Consider the following 16,933-nt stretch of genomic DNA (forward strand, 5'->3'; position numbering starts at 1 on the left):
ATCCACTCGTTACAAACTATAAGGGGGGGACTACAAAATCCTCCCCCTGAGTGAGGGGTTACGGTGGTAGGAATATTATTATTTATGACTTGGATAATAAACGTTCCAAGACCTTGTCATTGTGTACTTTCCAATCAGTTCTGTTTTCTTGTAAAGATTTTCCAAAATCTTCATTAGAAGGTACGCTTAAATCTTTACCACTATCTTCATAAGCATAAAAAGGGAAACATCCCATCCATCCTGTTGCTTGTATCATTTGATTAAATGTATCATAATCATACTCACCTGATTTAAACTCCACATATATTTTACTTCCACCATGATAAGTAATAATACGTGTACTTTTATCATACGAAAAACAATGTTCCGTATTATTAAGTAACCACCCCTGAAATTCAACACCATAATGACAATGCAATTCATCATAAAACATCTCCTCCTTTTTATAACGAGCGCATTTAATTGTTCCCCACATCTCCTCACCTCCTTTATAAGATACTACGACCAATAACCAAAGTTCATGTAAACGAAATATAGTAATTTTATCAATATATTCATCAACCATAGTCTTTACCAAATCCCTATTTTTCCTAATCTCATCCATTTTATTAATCAACAAAGGATTGGCATTCAAACGCTTCAAATTATCAATAGTAATTCTCTTTGTTGTGATTTCTCGTGACAATTTATCCATAGTTTTGTTCAACACGTTTTTAGTTTCATCATATTTATGTTTTGCATCTGAAATCAAATTCTTTGCAACCTCATCGTCTTCAATCGCAATAAGACGTTTAAGTGTCTTTTTATAAAGATTCTCCGCTTCAACCAATTCTGTATTCTTTGATGATTTTATTTGAACCAACTCTTCGATTTCTTTCCCTAAATTTTCTATCTTTAAAATATTGGTCTGCTGAATATTAATCTCAGCAAACATTTGAATTGACAACTGTAAAACAAGTCCATCCAATTTCCATTGTCGAAGTTCTGCCCCATTCGTGCATGTTCGTGGTTTATCTTTACGATTCACTCTACCATAACATTTGTAAGTACGTCCACCACTGATATAATTTTTAGATGTTTCATTTGATTTCCCTACAGAAAAATTAGCACCGCATTCGCCACATACCATTAAATGTTTCAATAAATTCTCATGCCTGACTGCATTATTCTTATTATAATGCGCTTTGGAAAGTTTATCTTGGGCTTGCTGAAACAACTCGTCTGATACAATTCGCAGACTTTCCACATGTTCCGAATATTCATAAACAATCTCTCTATCTTGCCTTTCGGATAACGGAAGTGGATTGGTAGGGTCTGGTTTATAAAATGTTATTCTACGATTACCTTTATATAACTCATTGTGCATAAGTCTGTTTATTGTAGAAATACGCCATTTTAAATTATCTGTATCAAATTTATACTCTTTCACCTCCAATCCTTTTGCTTCTCTATTCTTCTTGTACTCATTCAATTTTCTTACGTATGGAGCAGGTACTTTCTCAGCATTCAATATCTCTGATATTTGAATTGAAGAATATCCACCAACATACATTTCAAAAATACGGGTAACAATCTTACTTTCGATAGGATTTATAACAATCTGTTTATTTTCATTGTGCATATAACCATACGCACGTTCATCCCCGCCTCCATGACCTGCTTGAACTTTTGTTATCTTGCCACTTAATGAACGTTCAACAAACAATTCTATCTCATAGCTTGACATAACAGCAAGTACATGCAATAAAATAATACTACCTACATCTTTATTACTATCTCTTACCCACAATTTTTGTTTATCAAAATACAAGTTAATACCTTTATCTATAAACAATTTGATTTGTTCTAATAACTCCGTAGCATTTCTTGCAAGACGAGAAAATTCAGAGAATAAAATTATATCAATATCCCCATATTCGACTCTTTCAAGCATCTTCACATATTCAGGACGGAACTCTCCCTTTTTAAAACCACTAATAACATCTATGAAAATATCCTCTTCTTCAACGTTCCAATGGTTTTCTGCTGCAAACTTCAACAATTCCTCTTTTTGTCTATCAGTTGTCTGTTGTTGCGTACTAACACGACAATAGATTAGTACCTTCTTATCCATATTATTCATTATCTTTGCGCTGTTAATTACATCAATATCAATTAATATGGAAACAAATATAGAAATAAATAAACCAAGTCCCAAGTTTCAGGATGTGTCAATCGCACCTATGCATACAACGGAGCACATCATCAACCAGACCATGATAAGGTTATTCGGTTGCGGCCGCTCCATATCAGCACACATAGAACGGAAGAAGAGCAAGCTGGACTATCGTCTTGCCGCCTGCCCCACGGAAGAAGAAATAAAGAAGCTGGAAGAGGCCGTAAACGAGGTAATCGCCCGACATCTGCCCGTCACAACAGCATTCATTACGCAAGAGGAAGCTCAAGGACGCTTCGACTTGGAACGCCTGCCCGATGATGCTTCGGAAACGGTACGTGTCGTGAAAGTAGGCGATTACGACGAATGTCTCTGCATTGGAGTACATGTAGAAAACACATCAGAAATCGGAACTTTTAAAATCATCAGCCACGATTGGGACGAAGAAGCCAAGCGTTGGAGAATGCGTTTTAAATTAGTCTGAAAAACTATCAAAATTAAATAAATAAGATAGCAAAATGGCATTAAATAGGCAAATAAGTCAGTTTTTCAATGACAAATAGTCAATAAAGTCAGTAAAAACCGGTTGGCATAAGGTTTGCAATATTATTAGCGAACGACGGTTCAAGAAACGGACGGTGAAAAACCCAAAAGGCAGACACCCGAAGACAAAGAACCGGAGTTCAAAACTAAATAGCATGTTTAACTTAAACAATAGGAGACTATAACTATGATGCCTGTAAGAAGAAACCAAAATTGGTTACCGAGTATTTTTAATGATTTCTTTGACAATGATTGGATGGTAAAAGCAAATGCCACCGCCCCTGCCATCAACGTATTCGAAACAGAAAAAGAGTACAAAGTTGAATTGGCTGCTCCCGGTATGACAAAAGAAGACTTCAACGTTCACATCGATGAAGAAAACAATCTGGTCATCAGCATGGAAAAGAAAACTGAAAGTAAGGAAGAGAACAACAAGGACGAAAAGAAGGAAGGCCGCTACTTGCGCCGCGAATTCTCATACACCAAGTTCCAGCAAACCATGATTCTTCCGGACGATGTCGATAAGGAAAAGATTGGTGCCCATGTAGAAAACGGCGTGTTGAACATTACATTGCCTAAATTTACAGAAGCAGAAAAAGAAAAGGCCAAGAAATTCATTGACGTAAAATAACGCCCGGTCATTAAAGAAAATCTCCCGCTGCACAAGATAATGCAACGGGAGATTTTTTATATCCATATCTATAGGAATTATTTCTTTTTCCCTTTCAGGAAACGGTCTGTAAGCCACCTGCGCACCGGTTCATCATAGAGTTTCAAACAAGCATAAGCAAGGACAACGGCTCCCACGAAAGTAAGTATCATATAAGGGATACCTTCTGCCATTGTAGCGTTATTGTTGCATACCCAAGCCGTATAAGTATATACCAGTGGATAATGGGTGATATAAATCGGATAGGAAATGTCTCCCAGGAACTTGCATACGGCAGTAGAGCGCTTACCGGTCACCTTGCCGCCCGCTCCCATTGAAACAATGACCGGGAAGATGCAGATAATACAGAAAGCCTCGTAAAGCCCGTTCATCCAGTAACCATCCTCACCTCCGATACGGGGAATGGAAAGAACCACCACAATCAGCAGGCTGCACCACCAGAAAGCACGCTTTTCAAGCCGTATCAGCCAGCCGAGGCGTGACAGAAGCAATCCGCCGAAAAACGGATACATCAGCCGGACCATGCCCACATACTGCTGTTCCCAGTTCAAGGCCCAACCACCCACAATATCGCCGGCAGGAGCAGTCAGACAACGGTATACCGTAAAACACCCTGCCACAAATACCAGCACCGACAGGGCCACCTTATTGAACTTGCGTACAAACAACGCATACAAGATATTACCGATATATTCATAATAGAGCGACCATGCCGGGCCATTCAACGGATGCATTTCCGTCCAGCCGCGAATGTCGAACTTCAGCGGAAGAGGAAGTAAGGTACAGCCCAGTAACATTACCAGCAGCATGGTTCCAACGGACGTATTCTCGATAGGTGGAAAACAAGACGACTCCTGAAAATAGAAAAAGGCAGCGCCCACAATGCTTCCCATAATCACCATAGGATGCAGGCGGATGATACGGCGTTTGAAGAAAGTGCCCACGGTCATCCGGTTCCAACGGTCATCATAAGCATAGCCGATAACAAAACCGGAAAGCATGAAGAAGAAATCCACTGCCAGATAACCATGATTGATAATTTGAGTAAGATGGCTGCCACCTGCATGTGCTTCAAAAAGATGGAAGATAATAACCATGACAGCCGCCACGCCACGAAGTCCGTCAAGAATCTCATAATGCGGTTTCGAGGCAAGATAAGTAGTCTGTGTATTCATTTTGGTATAAGATATTTATTTATTCGCGTGCAAAGATAAGAGTTTTTTCCAATAAGGGAACTGATAGATATCATATAAACTCTATCAATTAATTGACAAGTATAACAGTTGTCTTTATCATTAGATACATATCACTACTTGCACCTTTTTTTCCGCACAAAAAACAGCTTTTATTATCCATAATAAAAGGGCTACACCTTTTCCTTCTCATGGTGTAGCCTTAAACACAAAAGGGTGTAGCTATCCAAGGCAAATGGTGTAGCCCTTCTTCAAAAAAGAGAGCCAAATAGGATAATAATAAAGAAAAATCAGTTAACTACTTTTCTTATAACTTTTTACCGCCCACAGATTGAAGACCAATGCAAAGACCAACACGGCTCCCAGTTGCGGAAGCAGTTCGGCAAATCCGCCACCACGGAGATAGATGGTACGCATCACCTCTACAAAATAGCGTAGCGGATTGATGCGCGTAATCCATTGCGCCCACTCAGGCATACTGTGGATAGGGGTGAAAAGACCACTCATCAGAATAAGGATAAGCATGAAGAACCACATGACAAACATGGCCTGCTGCAACGTGGTCGAATGATTGGATATGACCAGCCCGAACCCCGACACCATCGGTAGAAAAAACAGCGCCATGCCGTAGATAGTGAGGAAATGTCCCGCCGGCAGAATGCCGTAAAGTACCCATGCCAGAACGAAACAGATGGTCAGCACCACAAAACCTATCAGCCAGTAAGGTATCAGCTTGGCGGCAATGAAAGTGAACTTGCCGACGGGGGTGACATTTATCTGCTCGATGGTGCCCGCCTCCTTCTCGCCCACCACATTGAGGGCAGGGAGAAAACCGCAAATCAGCGTCAGCAGCATTACCATGAGGGCAGGAATCATGAAAAGCTTGTAGTTCAGCGTGGGGTTGTAAAGATTCTGCGTAGTGATGTCCACCCGGGGAAGCGGCTTCCCGGCAAGCCCTTGCGAAGACGACTCCGAACCCAGTTCACGGGTATAGTCACTGATGATGGAAGACAAGTAGGATCCTCCCAGACTGCCCTTCGTGCCGTTCACGGCATTGGCCGCCACCAGCAGACGAGGCGCCTCTCCCTTCACCCAATCCTTTTCGAAATCACGGGGAATCTCCAGCACGACATCTGCCGAACCTGCTTCAATGGCCAGCAAAGCCTCATCGTATGTATCGGGAAGCGCTGTCAGGCAGAAATAAGTGGATGCACCGATTTTATCTACCAGACGGCGAGACAAGACGCTGTGGTCATTGTCCACTATATTCAGATTGATGTTCTTTATCTCCAGATTGGCGGCCCAGGGCATCAGTATCATAATCATGCACGGGAAAATGAAAATCAGCTTGGGCAGGAAGGAGTTGCGGAACAACTGCTTGAATTCCTTTTCAATGAGAAACTTTATCATAAGACGATATTTTAAAGATTTTAGACATAAGAACAAAAGAACAGATTTCCCGTATCCTTTTGTCCTTATGTTCTTCTGCCTGAATAATTAATATAAAATTCATATCCGCTCTTTACTCAAGCCGATGCTTGAATTTCTTGAAACTCACCGTTATCAGCAATACCGCCATCGTGGCAAGTATGCCGACCTCCATCAGCACAAGCGAAACATCCACTCCCTCAATCATCAGCTTACGCACCGCCTGGATATACCAGCGTGCAGGAAGCACAGCTGAAATGGCCTGCAGGATAACGGGCATACTCTCAATGGGGAATATCATGCCCGAAAGCAACATGGTGGGCATCATCAGCATCAGTCCGGACACCAGCATGGCGGCAACCTGCGTCCGGGTGACCGTGGAAATCAGCAGCCCCAGCGCCAGGGAGACAAAGATGAATAGCAGCGACACCACCACCAGCCAGAACAAGCTGCCCGCCACGGGAACATCGAGCACATAGACCGAAAGCAGAAGAATGGTGGTCAAGTTGACAAACGACAGCACAAAATAGGGCACCGCCTTTGCCAGAATGATGAAAAGCGGTTTGACGGGAGAAACCAGCAGGACCTCCATCGTCCCCGTCTCCTTCTCGCGCACAATGGAGATGGAGGTCATCATGGCGCAAATCAGCATCAGAATAAGCCCCATGACACCCGGCACGAAGTTGTAGGCACTCTTCATCTGCGGATTGTACAGCAGCTTGAGCTGGGGTACGATGGCAGCGGCATGCACTCCCGGCGGAAGCATCTCCTGCCCGGCAGAGGAAATGATGTTTGCGGCATAGCCTGCCTGCATAGTCGCCATATTGGGGTCTGTGGCGTCGGAGACAAGCTGCACGCGCGCCTCGCCGGTATAAAGCTTGTCCGAGAAACGCTCGCTGAAAACAAGCGCCATGTCAATCTCCCCTCTTCCGAAAGAAGCCTCCATATCGGCGGGAGAATGCAGGCGGCGGATGACGGTGAAGTATTCGCTTGCATCCATGCGGTCGATGATACGGCGGGTAACTACGTCATTCGACGGGTCGAGCACCGCCACACGCACGTTCTTCACCTCGGTGGTGATGGCAAAACCGAAAAGGATTATCTGCACGATGGGCATGCCCAGCAGAATCAGCATCGTGCGCCGGTCGCGGAAGATATGGAAGAACTCTTTTCGGATGAAAGATATGAATTGTTTCATTGTCTATATTTATATTTAGGCTCGGATAATGCGGATTTCACGGATTTTCAGTCGGCGGTTCGCACGGCTTGACGAGCCAGTTGTTGGAATACATCGTCCATCGTAGTGGCATTGAACTGCCGTTTCAGCTCCCCGGGAGTGTCGAGTGCACGGATGACGCCGTCTACCATGATGGAGATGCGGTCGCAATACTCCGCCTCGTCCATAAAGTGGGTGGTGACAAAGACGGTGATGCCCTCGTCGGCAGCCTGGTAAATCAGCTCCCAGAACTGGCGGCGCGTGGCAGGGTCCACCCCACCCGTAGGCTCATCCAGAAAGACAATCTTGGGACGGTGGAAGATGGAGACGGAGAAGGCCAGCTTCTGCTTCCAGCCCAGCGGAAGGCTTTTCACCAGTGTATCCCGTTCCTTTTCCAGCCCGAGGCGGAGGAGCAGCTCATCCGTCTTGGGGGCAATCTCCGCTTCGGGGATGCCGTAGATACCGGCAAAGAGGCGGATATTCTCCCACACCTTGAGGTCTTCGTAAAGGGAAAATTTCTGGCTCATGTAGCCGATGTTCTTCTTCACTTCTTCGGGTTGGGAAGCCACATCGAACCCTGCCACACATGCCTTGCCGCCGGTGGGGCGGCTAAGTCCCGTAAGCATGCGCATGGCGGTGGTCTTGCCTGCCCCGTTGGCTCCCAGGAAACCGAAAATCTCGCCCCGATGGACTTGGAAGGAGATGTGGTCTACAGCGGTGAAATTACCGAACCGCTTGGTCAACCCTTCCACTTCAATCACCTTGTTTTCGTGGTTTTCCACCCGTTCGTGCTGCAAGCCCGGAGGGCAGAGGATGCCCGCAAAGCGTGTCAGGATACGGTCGGGGGTATCGATGCCTTTTATCTCTCCTTCGTTGATGAAGGCGATGCGGTCGCATTGGCGCGCTTCGTCGATGATGGGGGTGGAAGCAATGATGGTGATACCCTGCTCCTTCAGTCGGCGAAGCATTCCCCAGAATTCCTTGCGGGACACGGGGTCGACGCCCGTAGTGGGTTCGTCCAGAAAGAGGACATCCGGTTTATGGATAAGGGCACAGCTAAGGGCGAGTTTCTGCTTCATGCCGCCGGACAACGCTCCGGCGCGGCGCTTGCGGAAAGGTTCTATCTGCCGGTAAATGTCGCGCACCAAATCATAATTCTCCTCGATGGTGGTGTGGAAGACGGTGGCGAAGAAATTGAGATTCTCCTCCACCGTCAAGTCCGGATAGAGGGAGAAGCGTCCGGGCATATACCCCACCCGCCTGCGGATGGCTTTGTAGTCCTTCACCACATCCAGGCCGCAGACCGAAGCCGAGCCTCCGTCGGCAAGCAGCAAGGTGGTGAGGATGCGGAAAAGCGATGTCTTGCCCGCACCGTCCGGCCCGATGATGCCGAAAAGCTCACCGGGAGCTACTGACAGAGAGACACCCCGCAGGGCTTCCACGCTGCCGTAACGTTTGGAGATATTAGTTAAAGTTACAGCCTCCATACATTCCTATTTTCAGCATCCCGTCATTCTTCACGGCAATCTTTACGGCATAGACCAGATTGGCGCGCTCGTCTTTCGTCAAGATAGTTTTTGGAGTAAATTCGGAGGTATCGGAAATCCAGGTGACAACGCCAGGATATTCTTGGCGCACATCCTTGCCATAATCCGCATAAACCTTCACTTGCTGCCCCAGCTTGATTTCGGCAAGCTGTTCGGAGGTGATGTAGGCACGGAGGTAAATCTGCTCCATATCCGCCACTTTGAAAAGAGGGGTACCGGGAGCAGCCAGCTCTCCGGCTTCGGCATATTTGGCAAGGACGGTTCCCGTCAGCGGAGAGGTGATGTGGCATTTGCGCAGCTGGTCTTCTATCTGCGCCACCTGGATGCCGACGGAGGAACTTTGCCAAGTGAGGCTGCGGTCGCTGTTGCGCAGGGTGGAGTTCTGGGCGTCGAGCTGCTTGCGGAGGACTTCGAGAAGGGACTCGGCATCATCGAGCTGCTTCTGGTTGGCGGCACCCACACGGAGCAGGTTGGACACACGATCGCGTTCGCGCCGTGCCTGCACAATCTGTTCCTGAGTGGCGGCTACTTGTTTCAGGATATCGGGCCGCTGGCCTTCCACGGACTTGACACTGGCCTCCAACTGGAGTTTCTTCAGATAGAGTTGGACGGTATCTATAATGCCTACTTCCTGCCCGTCTTTCAGTGTCGTGCCTTCCTCGATGTCGAAACTCAGCAGTCTTCCGGACGCCTCGGCAGAAACGATGACTTCGGTAGCCTCGAACGTTCCCGTCGCATCATATTTCGGAGCACCGCCGGTGCAGGCGGCAAGGAGAAATAAAAAAGGAAATAATTTCAATGATTTCATACTATTTCAAGTTATAAATTACGGATTATAGTCACTAATTGTTCAGCGTATATTTCAGCTGCCAGATGTTCATCAGCAACTGCACCTCATGCAATGCCTTAGTCTGTCGTGCCATACTTTCGTTGGTAATCTCCCGCAGCATATCGGTCACGGTCATTGTCCCGTTCTGTACCTTGGCCTCGGCTGCACGGCGGATATTCCCACGCAGACGGATAATCTCGTCATCATCCACCATCTGGCGGCGCATGGATACAATGCCCGCATCCTGCTGCGTAGCCTGCAGGCGAATGTTGAAAAGGAACACATCCCGGCCGGTCTCTATCTGTTGGCGGGTATTGTCTATCCTGCGGCGGTCGTTCTTCAACGTATACAGACTGCCGAAATTCCAGGACATGCGCACCCCCGCCATGTAATAGGCGTTGAATTCATCTTTCAGCATATTCAACCCCGGATTGCCGTATGCCCCTTGTACAAAAAGGCCGAAACGCGGCATCAACCGGGTGTTCAAGGCTGCCTCCTGCTGGCGGAGTTGCTCTCCCTGCGCATCGTACCAACGAAGTTCGGGACGGTTGTTCATCTGCCGGTCTATGTTTTCTTCGGCAGCCGGTTTCAATAAAACCGTTTCGGAAGAGAGATCCTTGCCCGTAAAGGCAGCAAGCATGCTGAGGTATGCACGACGGGTGGTCTCCAATTCCACACGGTGCTGCCTGGTGTTCAGTTGCTCTACGCTGACTGCATCCAGGTCGCTCGGGGTGGCGATGCCATTGGCTATATAGTCGGCTACCTGCTTGTGGGTTCTGCCCAAATCTTCTTGCAAGAGGCTGTTCTGTTTCAGCTGTTCGTCCAGCAGCAGGATGCCGAAAAAGAGCTGGTTCACCCGGTCAGTCAAGGCATACATGTCTACATGCTGTTTTTCCAGTTCCACTTCCGAGGCGGCACGCGTCAATCGTTTTCTGGAACGTATATCCCCACCATCCCAGAGGGTCTGCTGCACTTCGAGCATCACCTGGTACTGGTCTTTCGAAGCAGTCTTGATGTCGAGATTAGGGATTTCGACCGGTAGCCGGGTGATGTCACTCTGGTACGTGGCCTTGCCGGATAGGGAGAACTGGGGCAAGTAACCTTTTCCGGCATTAGAGAGGTCGTACTCGCGTGCCTTTTCTATCAGTCCATATTGCCTGACCAACGGATAATTGTCCTGCGCCCGGCGCTGACACTCCTCCAACGTGAGCTGGGCATGTGCCAGCATGGCGGCAAGAGAAAGGGTAAAAAAGAAAACGGTTCGTTTCATATCCATTCTGTTTCTTGTTTATTCTACATGGTTTTGTTCTATACACATGCAAAGATAAAGGCATAATCCTATACCCTTACAATCCATTTGTGCGCAAAGATGTTCTAATAGTACGACATTTCGTAGGAAAAGGCAAATAATAGGAACACTTTATTATCTTTGCGGTGGAAATATACATTATTCATAACGGGAAAGATATGGAAAAGAACAAACCGATAAGCGTCGCATTCGAGGACATCCGCAACAATCCGGATTTTATAGAACATTCTGAATACAGATTTATAAATGATGATTTGGGAATGGTTATCAGTTTCTTTGCCATGGGCTCTAGACTATTCCGTACCGGGCAACCTTACCGTGCCAAAGAAGGGAGGATTATACGTATCATGCAGGGCAGTGGCCGGATATCTATCAATCTTATCGAATACGAAGCCACAGCCCATGATATTATTATCATTCCCGACAACTCGCTGATAGAGATACTGGAAATCAGTCCCGACTATGAATTCCAAGTCCTCATGCCTACCGCCCATTTTCTGCCTGTGATACAGAATTCCATTCTTACGGAAGCTTACACACGAAACGGGATTCTCTTTTCATGCAACAACACGGAATGGACACGCATCAGCCACTTTTTCTCTTTATTATGGGACATACTTCATTGTTCGCCTTACCGCCGCGAAACCGTACAGCACTTGATTGTCTCACTTCTCTATAACCTTAAGTATATCCACGAGCACACATGCAAGTCAACTCCGGCACGTCTTTCACGCCAGGAAGAGCTATTCCGCCGCTTCATCGCTTTGGTGAACCAACACAGTAAGCACGAACGCAGCGTCAACTTCTATGCCGACAAGCTATGCCTGACACCGCACTATCTGAGTTCGGTGATACGTGAAACAAGCGGGCAAACCGTGATGCAATGGATTAATCAAGCAGTTATCCTCGAAGCCAAAGTATTGCTGAAACACAGTAATCTACTGGTGTTTCAAATATCAGACGAACTGAACTTTCCCAATCCGTCGTTCTTCTCGAAGTTCTTCAAACGCATGACGGGGATGACACCGGCAGAATACCAGAAACAAATCTGACCTTAAAACAGCTGTACTACACGAGAATTCGGCAATCCATCGCAGGAGTCTGCTTCCAATGCCAGCAGCCCTTGTTTTGCTGCCAGTCCACCGGCATAGCCTATCAGTTGACGGTTGCTGCCCACCACACGATGGCAGGGAATGAATATGGAGAGGGCATTCGCCCCATTGGCAGCCGCTACAGCCCGTACGGCCTTCGGGTTGCCCAACTTTCGGGACAGCTCGCCGTAGGACACCGTTTTCCCGTAAGGAATATTCAGCAACTCCTGCCATACCGTTTTCTGGAAATCCGTCCCTGCCAACAGTAACGGCATGTCGAACGCCGTCCGCTTACGGGCAAAATATTCATCCAACTGAATGATTGCCGTTGAAATAACTTCCGAAGTGCCCTCCTCATAAACGGCATGCAGCGTATTCCGCATCCGCCTGCCGATTTTCTCCTTGCGCTTTTCGCTTACCCAGTCGCACAGACAAAGTTTGTCTCCTAAAGAGCCGAGCATCAACTCGCCATAAGGAGACCGATAATGCTGAATCCGAATTGTTTCCATAAACTTGCTTTTTTGTATATTTGCACTTCCGATGCTTCCGACAAAAATAGATATTTATATCCGGATGTACAAGATAGAACATATTATAATACATTCCGACCTTTTCCATTTGACAGTATCGGGGTATATTTGTAAATATATAAAAACATATGATTAAATAATATACAATGAAACAGTTCTATTGGCTTATAGTAGGCATTTCCCTACTCTCACTGGCTTCCTGCAAGGGAAAGGTCAAGATGGCAAGAGACTGCCAGACAGTGAAAATAGATACAGTTATTTCAGCAGACGAACAGACCTATCTGCAATATCCAGGCAAAGTGAAAGCAGCACAGGATATCAGCCTTGCTTTCAGAGTCAGCGGAACCATCCAGAAAATATATGTGGAGAACGGTGCACGCGTAAGTCAGGGACAACTGCTCGCCGAACTCGACCCGACAGACTATCAGGTGCAGTTGGATGCCACAGAAGCCGAATATAAACAGATAAAGGCGGATGCCAAACGGGTAATGTCACTTTACAAAGACTCCGTCACTACTTCCAGCGCCAACGACAAGGCGGTATATGGATTAAAGCAGATTGCAGCCAAATACCGGCACCACAAGGACCAGCTCAACTACACCAAGCTCTACGCCCCCTTCAACGGCTTTGTACAGAAACGTCTTTTTGAGGCGCACGAAACGATAGGCGCCGGTATGCCTGTTCTCTCCATAATCAGCAGCAGTATGCCCGAAGTGGAAATCAATCTTCCGGCAGCGGAATACATCCGGCGCGGACAGTTCCACAGCTATTACTGTTCATTCGATGTCTATCCAGGCAAGACCTACCGGCTGAAACTGATAAGCATCACTCCCAAAGCCAATGCCAACCAGCTCTATACCGTACGCCTGCAACTGCTTGCCGACAAGCAGCAGCCCGTACCCTCTCCGGGCATGAATACGATGGTTACCATCCAGTACGACGAAGAGAATTCATGCCAACTGTCCGTTCCGAGCGGCGCCGTACTGCAAATAGACGGAAAAGCGCAGGTATTTGTCTACAACCCGTCCGACAACCGGATTACCGCCCGCGAAGTGACCCTCCTTCGCCTGACAAGCAACGGTCGCAGCCTCATCAGCTCCAACCATCTGAAACCGGGCGAACTGGTCGTGTCTTCCGGAGTCCACCACATCAAAGACGGAGAAACCGTAAAACCGCTCGCCGGAACCAGCGGAACAAATATTGGAGGACTATTGTAACCACTAATCCCTAAAAAACTATGGATATAAGTAAATGGGCATTTCAGAACCGTAATCTGATATACTTCCTAGTAGCTGTCCTGCTGCTGGGAGGAGCTTATTCCAGCTATGAGATGAGCAAACTGGAAGATCCGGAAATAAAGGTGAAACTCGCCATGGTAGTGACACCCTATCCGGGAGCCTCGGCTCATCAAGTGGAACTGGAAGTGACGGATGTACTGGAAAAGAGCATCCGCAGCATGGGCCACATAGACAATGTGGAAAGCTACTCCTACAACGACCTTTCACTGATACAGATAGAGTTGACAACAACCACCCGAGACGATGAGGTGGAACAATGCTGGGACATGCTACGCCGCAAAGTGAACGATGCCCGTGCCTCACTGCCCGACGGGGCCGGTACACCTATCGTCAAAGATGATTTCGGGAATGTATATGGTATGTTCTACGCACTGACCGGTGACGGCTTGTCCGACCGGCAATTGTCCGACTATGCGGAACTCGTGAAGCGGGAAATCAGCGACATGGAAGGAATTGACCGGGTGGAACTCTACGGAAAACGCTCCGAGTGCATCAACATCTCCCTGCTGCAAGACCGCATGGCAAATTTGGGTGTGAAACCAGCTGAGGTGCTTGCCACCCTGAACGGGCAGAACAAGACCACTTACAGCGGCTATTACGACAATGGTGACCACCGCATCCGTGTAACTGTAAGCGACAAATTCAAGACTGTGGAGGACATCGGCAACATGCTTATACAAGGACACGACGACGACCAGCTCCGCATGCGCGACATCGCACAGATAGAAAAAGGATACGAAGAGCCTACCCGCAACGAAATGTTCTTCGACAGCGAACGGGCACAAGGTATCCTGATTGCCGCCTCCAGCGGAACAGACATTGTGAAAGTAGGCGCTGAAGTAGAAAAGAGGTTAGCACAGCTCAAAGAAACCCGTCTGCCTGCAGGCGTAGACTGCCATAAGGTTTTCTACCAGCCGGAACGCGTCGGCGCTTCATTGGGGACATTCATCATCAACCTGATAGAGTCTGTCATCATCGTAGTGCTCATTCTGATGGTGGCTATGGGATTCAAAAGTGGGGTCATTATCGGAATCAGTCTGGTGGTCACCGTCTTCGGTTCATTTATGTTTCTATATACGGCAGGCGGAACAATGCAGCGTGTATCACTGGCCGCATTTGTCCTCGCAATGGGTATGTTGGTAGACAATGCTATCGTCATCATTGACGGCATACTGGTAGACCTGAAAGCCGGAAAAAAACGGATGGAAGCCATGACAGCCATAGGGAGACAGACAGCCATGCCGCTGCTGGGAGCTACGCTGATAGCCATCATAGCTTTTCTGCCCATCTTCATGTCGCCCGACACGGCAGGGGTCTACACACGTGACCTTTTCATCGTCCTGGCAGTGTCTTTGCTGTTAAGCTGGGTACTGGCGTTGGTTCATGTACCACTGATGGCCAATCGGTATCTGCATCCTGCCGTCGAAACCAACGCCACAGGAGCGAGAGAATACAAAGGACGCACTTATGCTGTCTTGCGCGCCGCCCTGCGGATGGGACTGGCACACCGCTGGAGCTTTGTGTTGACAATGCTCGTCCTGCTCGGACTGTCTGCCTTCGGCTACCAGTACATGCGCCAGGGATTCTTCCCCGACATGGTTTACGACCAACTATATATGGAATATAAACTGCCCGAAGGCAATAACTCCACACAAGTGGTTCAAGACCTCCGGGAGATAGAAACATACCTGAAAACACGCAAGGAAGTGACGCACGTCACCACTTCCATAGGCGGTACACCGGGACGCTACAATCTGGTAAGGAGCATCGCCAACCCGTCTTTGGCATACGGCGAACTGATTATAGATTTCACTTCTCCCGAAGAGCTGGTAGACAACATGGACGAGATACAAAGTTACCTGACGCATCATTATCCCAATGCCTACGTCAAGATGAAGCGCTACAACCTGATGTTCAAAAAATATCCTATCGAAGTCCAGTTCATGGGACCGGACCCTTCCGTACTGCACCGGTTGGCAGACAGCGCCCGCAGTATCATGGAGAACACACCGGAGATATGCCTCATCACCACCGATTGGGAACCGCAGGTTCCGGTACTCTCCATCGAGTACGACCAAGCCGCCGCCCGTACTTTGGGGTTGAGCCGCAATGACGTAAGCTTGTCACTGCTCTCGGCCAATGGAGGTATCCCCATCGGATTCTTCTACGAAGGCATCCACCGGGACAATATCTACCTGAAATGCCTGGACGAGGAAGGACAACCGATAGAGGACCTCTCCAATACGCAAGTGTTCTCCTCGCTGCCATCGCTGAACGGACTGCTGAACGAAGAAACAATGGTAAAGCTGAAAGCCGGTACCCTCTCCAAAGAAGAGCTGGTGGAAAGTCTGATGGGCAGCACTCCACTGAAACAAATCAGCAAAAGTATCGACATACGCTGGGAAGACCCGGTAGTGCCGCGCTACAACGGACAACGGAGCCAACGCGTGCAATGCTCTCCCACACCGGGCATAGAGACGGAAAAGGCAAGGCAGGCCATCGCACGGCAGATTGAAAGGATAGAGCTTCCCGAGGGATACACACTGCAGTGGCAGGGTGAGAAAAGCGCCAGTGACCAGTCCATGAAGTATCTGTTCAAGAACTTCTCACTGGCCATCATCCTAATGATTGCCATTCTGATCATGCTGTTCAAGGATTACCGTAAACCGCTTATCATCTTCTGCTGCATTCCGATGGTTGTGGTAGGCGTGGTAGCAGTGATGCTGCTTACAGGAAAGACATTCAATTTCGTGGCAATCGTAGGGACACTGGGATTGATAGGGATGCTCATCAAGAACGGCATCGTACTGATGGATGAAATAACCTTGCAGATTAATCAGGGAGTGGAACCGATGAAAGCCTTGATAGACAGTTCACAGAGTCGTTTGCGCCCGGTATCTATGGCGGCGCTAACTACAATTCTGGGCATGATACCGTTACTGCCCGATGCCATGTTCGGCTCGCTGGCAGCTTCCATTATGGGCGGGCTGACATTCGGCACACTGATAACGTTGCTGTTCATACCGGTACTGTATGCGTTGTTTTTCCATATTAATACACAAGACTGACAAGGAGACAAGGGAAAAGAAAGACGGCACATTTTTTCTTCTCTCCCTTGTCCTTC

General features: G+C 47.7%; 13 protein-coding genes. 5 read left to right on the plus strand and 8 right to left on the minus strand.

The annotated features are described in order from the left end of the window. Positions 1–82: 82 nt before the first annotated feature. Positions 83–2,113: a recombinase family protein gene (locus ITJ87_RS14395; RefSeq protein WP_225449368.1), complete on the minus strand. Its 2,031-nt coding sequence runs from the start codon at positions 2,111–2,113 to the stop codon at positions 83–85. Positions 2,114–2,159: 46 nt separating this feature from the next. Here ITJ87_RS14395 and ITJ87_RS14400 point away from each other — a divergent pair, with 46 nt between their 5' ends. After that, positions 2,160–2,639, plus strand: coding sequence for a hypothetical protein (locus ITJ87_RS14400; RefSeq protein ID WP_117974628.1), 480 nt, complete (start codon positions 2,160–2,162; stop codon positions 2,637–2,639). A 246-nt stretch (positions 2,640–2,885) separates the two neighbouring features. Next, positions 2,886–3,329: an Hsp20/alpha crystallin family protein gene (locus ITJ87_RS14405; RefSeq protein WP_025832163.1), complete on the plus strand. Its 444-nt coding sequence runs from the start codon at positions 2,886–2,888 to the stop codon at positions 3,327–3,329. 77 nt (positions 3,330–3,406) lie between these two features. Here the strand turns inward: ITJ87_RS14405 and ITJ87_RS14410 are convergent, their stop codons facing one another. The 6 genes from ITJ87_RS14410 to ITJ87_RS14435 form a co-directional block, all read right to left on the minus strand. Then, a complete protein-coding gene (locus ITJ87_RS14410; protein ID WP_117964533.1) occupies positions 3,407–4,543 on the minus strand; it encodes an acyltransferase in 1,137 nt (378 codons plus the stop codon). Positions 4,544–4,855: 312 nt separating this feature from the next. Further along, a complete protein-coding gene (locus tag ITJ87_RS14415; RefSeq protein WP_005837244.1) occupies positions 4,856–5,971 on the minus strand; it encodes an ABC transporter permease in 1,116 nt (371 codons plus the stop codon). A gap of 112 nt (positions 5,972–6,083) precedes the next feature. Beyond that, entirely contained in the window at positions 6,084–7,187 is a 1,104-nt protein-coding gene (locus ITJ87_RS14420; protein ID WP_044468708.1) for an ABC transporter permease, read from the minus strand. Between the two features lie 47 nt (positions 7,188–7,234). Further along, the gene (locus ITJ87_RS14425; RefSeq protein WP_016273870.1) at positions 7,235–8,692 is read right to left on the minus strand and encodes an ATP-binding cassette domain-containing protein; all 1,458 of its coding nucleotides are present in this window, start codon (positions 8,690–8,692) and stop codon (positions 7,235–7,237) included. After that, on the minus strand, positions 8,670–9,560 hold the full coding sequence (locus tag ITJ87_RS14430) for an HlyD family secretion protein (protein ID WP_117600895.1): 891 nt from the start codon (positions 9,558–9,560) through the stop codon (positions 8,670–8,672). The genes ITJ87_RS14425 and ITJ87_RS14430 overlap by 23 nt, the downstream gene beginning before the upstream one ends. A 34-nt stretch (positions 9,561–9,594) precedes the next feature. Continuing rightward, positions 9,595–10,857: a TolC family protein gene (locus tag ITJ87_RS14435; protein WP_117964531.1), complete on the minus strand. Its 1,263-nt coding sequence runs from the start codon at positions 10,855–10,857 to the stop codon at positions 9,595–9,597. A gap of 191 nt (positions 10,858–11,048) precedes the next feature. Between ITJ87_RS14435 and ITJ87_RS14440 the strand changes: the two genes are divergently transcribed. Continuing rightward, a complete protein-coding gene (locus ITJ87_RS14440; RefSeq protein ID WP_117600897.1) occupies positions 11,049–11,942 on the plus strand; it encodes an AraC family transcriptional regulator in 894 nt (297 codons plus the stop codon). Between the two features lie 2 nt (positions 11,943–11,944). On the opposite strand, the gene ITJ87_RS14445 is transcribed toward ITJ87_RS14440, so the two are convergent. Further along, positions 11,945–12,490: a methylated-DNA--[protein]-cysteine S-methyltransferase gene (locus ITJ87_RS14445; protein ID WP_117600898.1), complete on the minus strand. Its 546-nt coding sequence runs from the start codon at positions 12,488–12,490 to the stop codon at positions 11,945–11,947. A gap of 167 nt (positions 12,491–12,657) precedes the next feature. On the opposite strand from ITJ87_RS14445, the gene ITJ87_RS14450 reads away from it, so the two are divergent. Both ITJ87_RS14450 and ITJ87_RS14455 read left to right on the plus strand, forming a co-directional pair. Continuing rightward, a complete protein-coding gene (locus tag ITJ87_RS14450; protein WP_117600899.1) occupies positions 12,658–13,728 on the plus strand; it encodes an efflux RND transporter periplasmic adaptor subunit in 1,071 nt (356 codons plus the stop codon). A gap of 20 nt (positions 13,729–13,748) precedes the next feature. Further along, the gene (locus ITJ87_RS14455; protein WP_117964530.1) at positions 13,749–16,877 is read left to right on the plus strand and encodes an efflux RND transporter permease subunit; all 3,129 of its coding nucleotides are present in this window, start codon (positions 13,749–13,751) and stop codon (positions 16,875–16,877) included. Positions 16,878–16,933 lie beyond the last annotated feature (56 nt).

Origin of the sequence: Bacteroides sp. HF-162, assembly GCF_015679285.1 — a bacterium.
GTDB classification, from domain to species: Bacteria; Bacteroidota; Bacteroidia; order Bacteroidales; family Bacteroidaceae; genus Bacteroides; species Bacteroides uniformis.

Bases quoted from the DNA above. Each gene is read 5' to 3' on its own strand.
- ITJ87_RS14425 (WP_016273870.1), bottom strand. From the start codon at position 8,692: ATGGAGGCTGTAACTTTAACTAATATCTCCAAACGTTACGGCAGCGTG.
- ITJ87_RS14405 (WP_025832163.1), top strand. From the start codon at position 2,886: ATGATGCCTGTAAGAAGAAACCAAAATTGGTTACCGAGTATTTTTAAT.
- ITJ87_RS14430 (WP_117600895.1), bottom strand. From the start codon at position 9,560: ATGAAATCATTGAAATTATTTCCTTTTTTATTTCTCCTTGCCGCCTGC.
- ITJ87_RS14420 (WP_044468708.1), bottom strand. From the start codon at position 7,187: ATGAAACAATTCATATCTTTCATCCGAAAAGAGTTCTTCCATATCTTC.
- ITJ87_RS14440 (WP_117600897.1), top strand. From the start codon at position 11,049: ATGGAAAAGAACAAACCGATAAGCGTCGCATTCGAGGACATCCGCAAC.
- ITJ87_RS14415 (WP_005837244.1), bottom strand. From the start codon at position 5,971: ATGATAAAGTTTCTCATTGAAAAGGAATTCAAGCAGTTGTTCCGCAAC.
- ITJ87_RS14450 (WP_117600899.1), top strand. From the start codon at position 12,658: ATGAAACAGTTCTATTGGCTTATAGTAGGCATTTCCCTACTCTCACTG.
- ITJ87_RS14395 (WP_225449368.1), bottom strand. From the start codon at position 2,113: ATGGATAAGAAGGTACTAATCTATTGTCGTGTTAGTACGCAACAACAG.
- ITJ87_RS14410 (WP_117964533.1), bottom strand. From the start codon at position 4,543: ATGAATACACAGACTACTTATCTTGCCTCGAAACCGCATTATGAGATT.
- ITJ87_RS14400 (WP_117974628.1), top strand. From the start codon at position 2,160: ATGGAAACAAATATAGAAATAAATAAACCAAGTCCCAAGTTTCAGGAT.
- ITJ87_RS14435 (WP_117964531.1), bottom strand. From the start codon at position 10,857: ATGGATATGAAACGAACCGTTTTCTTTTTTACCCTTTCTCTTGCCGCC.
- ITJ87_RS14445 (WP_117600898.1), bottom strand. From the start codon at position 12,490: ATGGAAACAATTCGGATTCAGCATTATCGGTCTCCTTATGGCGAGTTG.
- ITJ87_RS14455 (WP_117964530.1), top strand. From the start codon at position 13,749: ATGGATATAAGTAAATGGGCATTTCAGAACCGTAATCTGATATACTTC.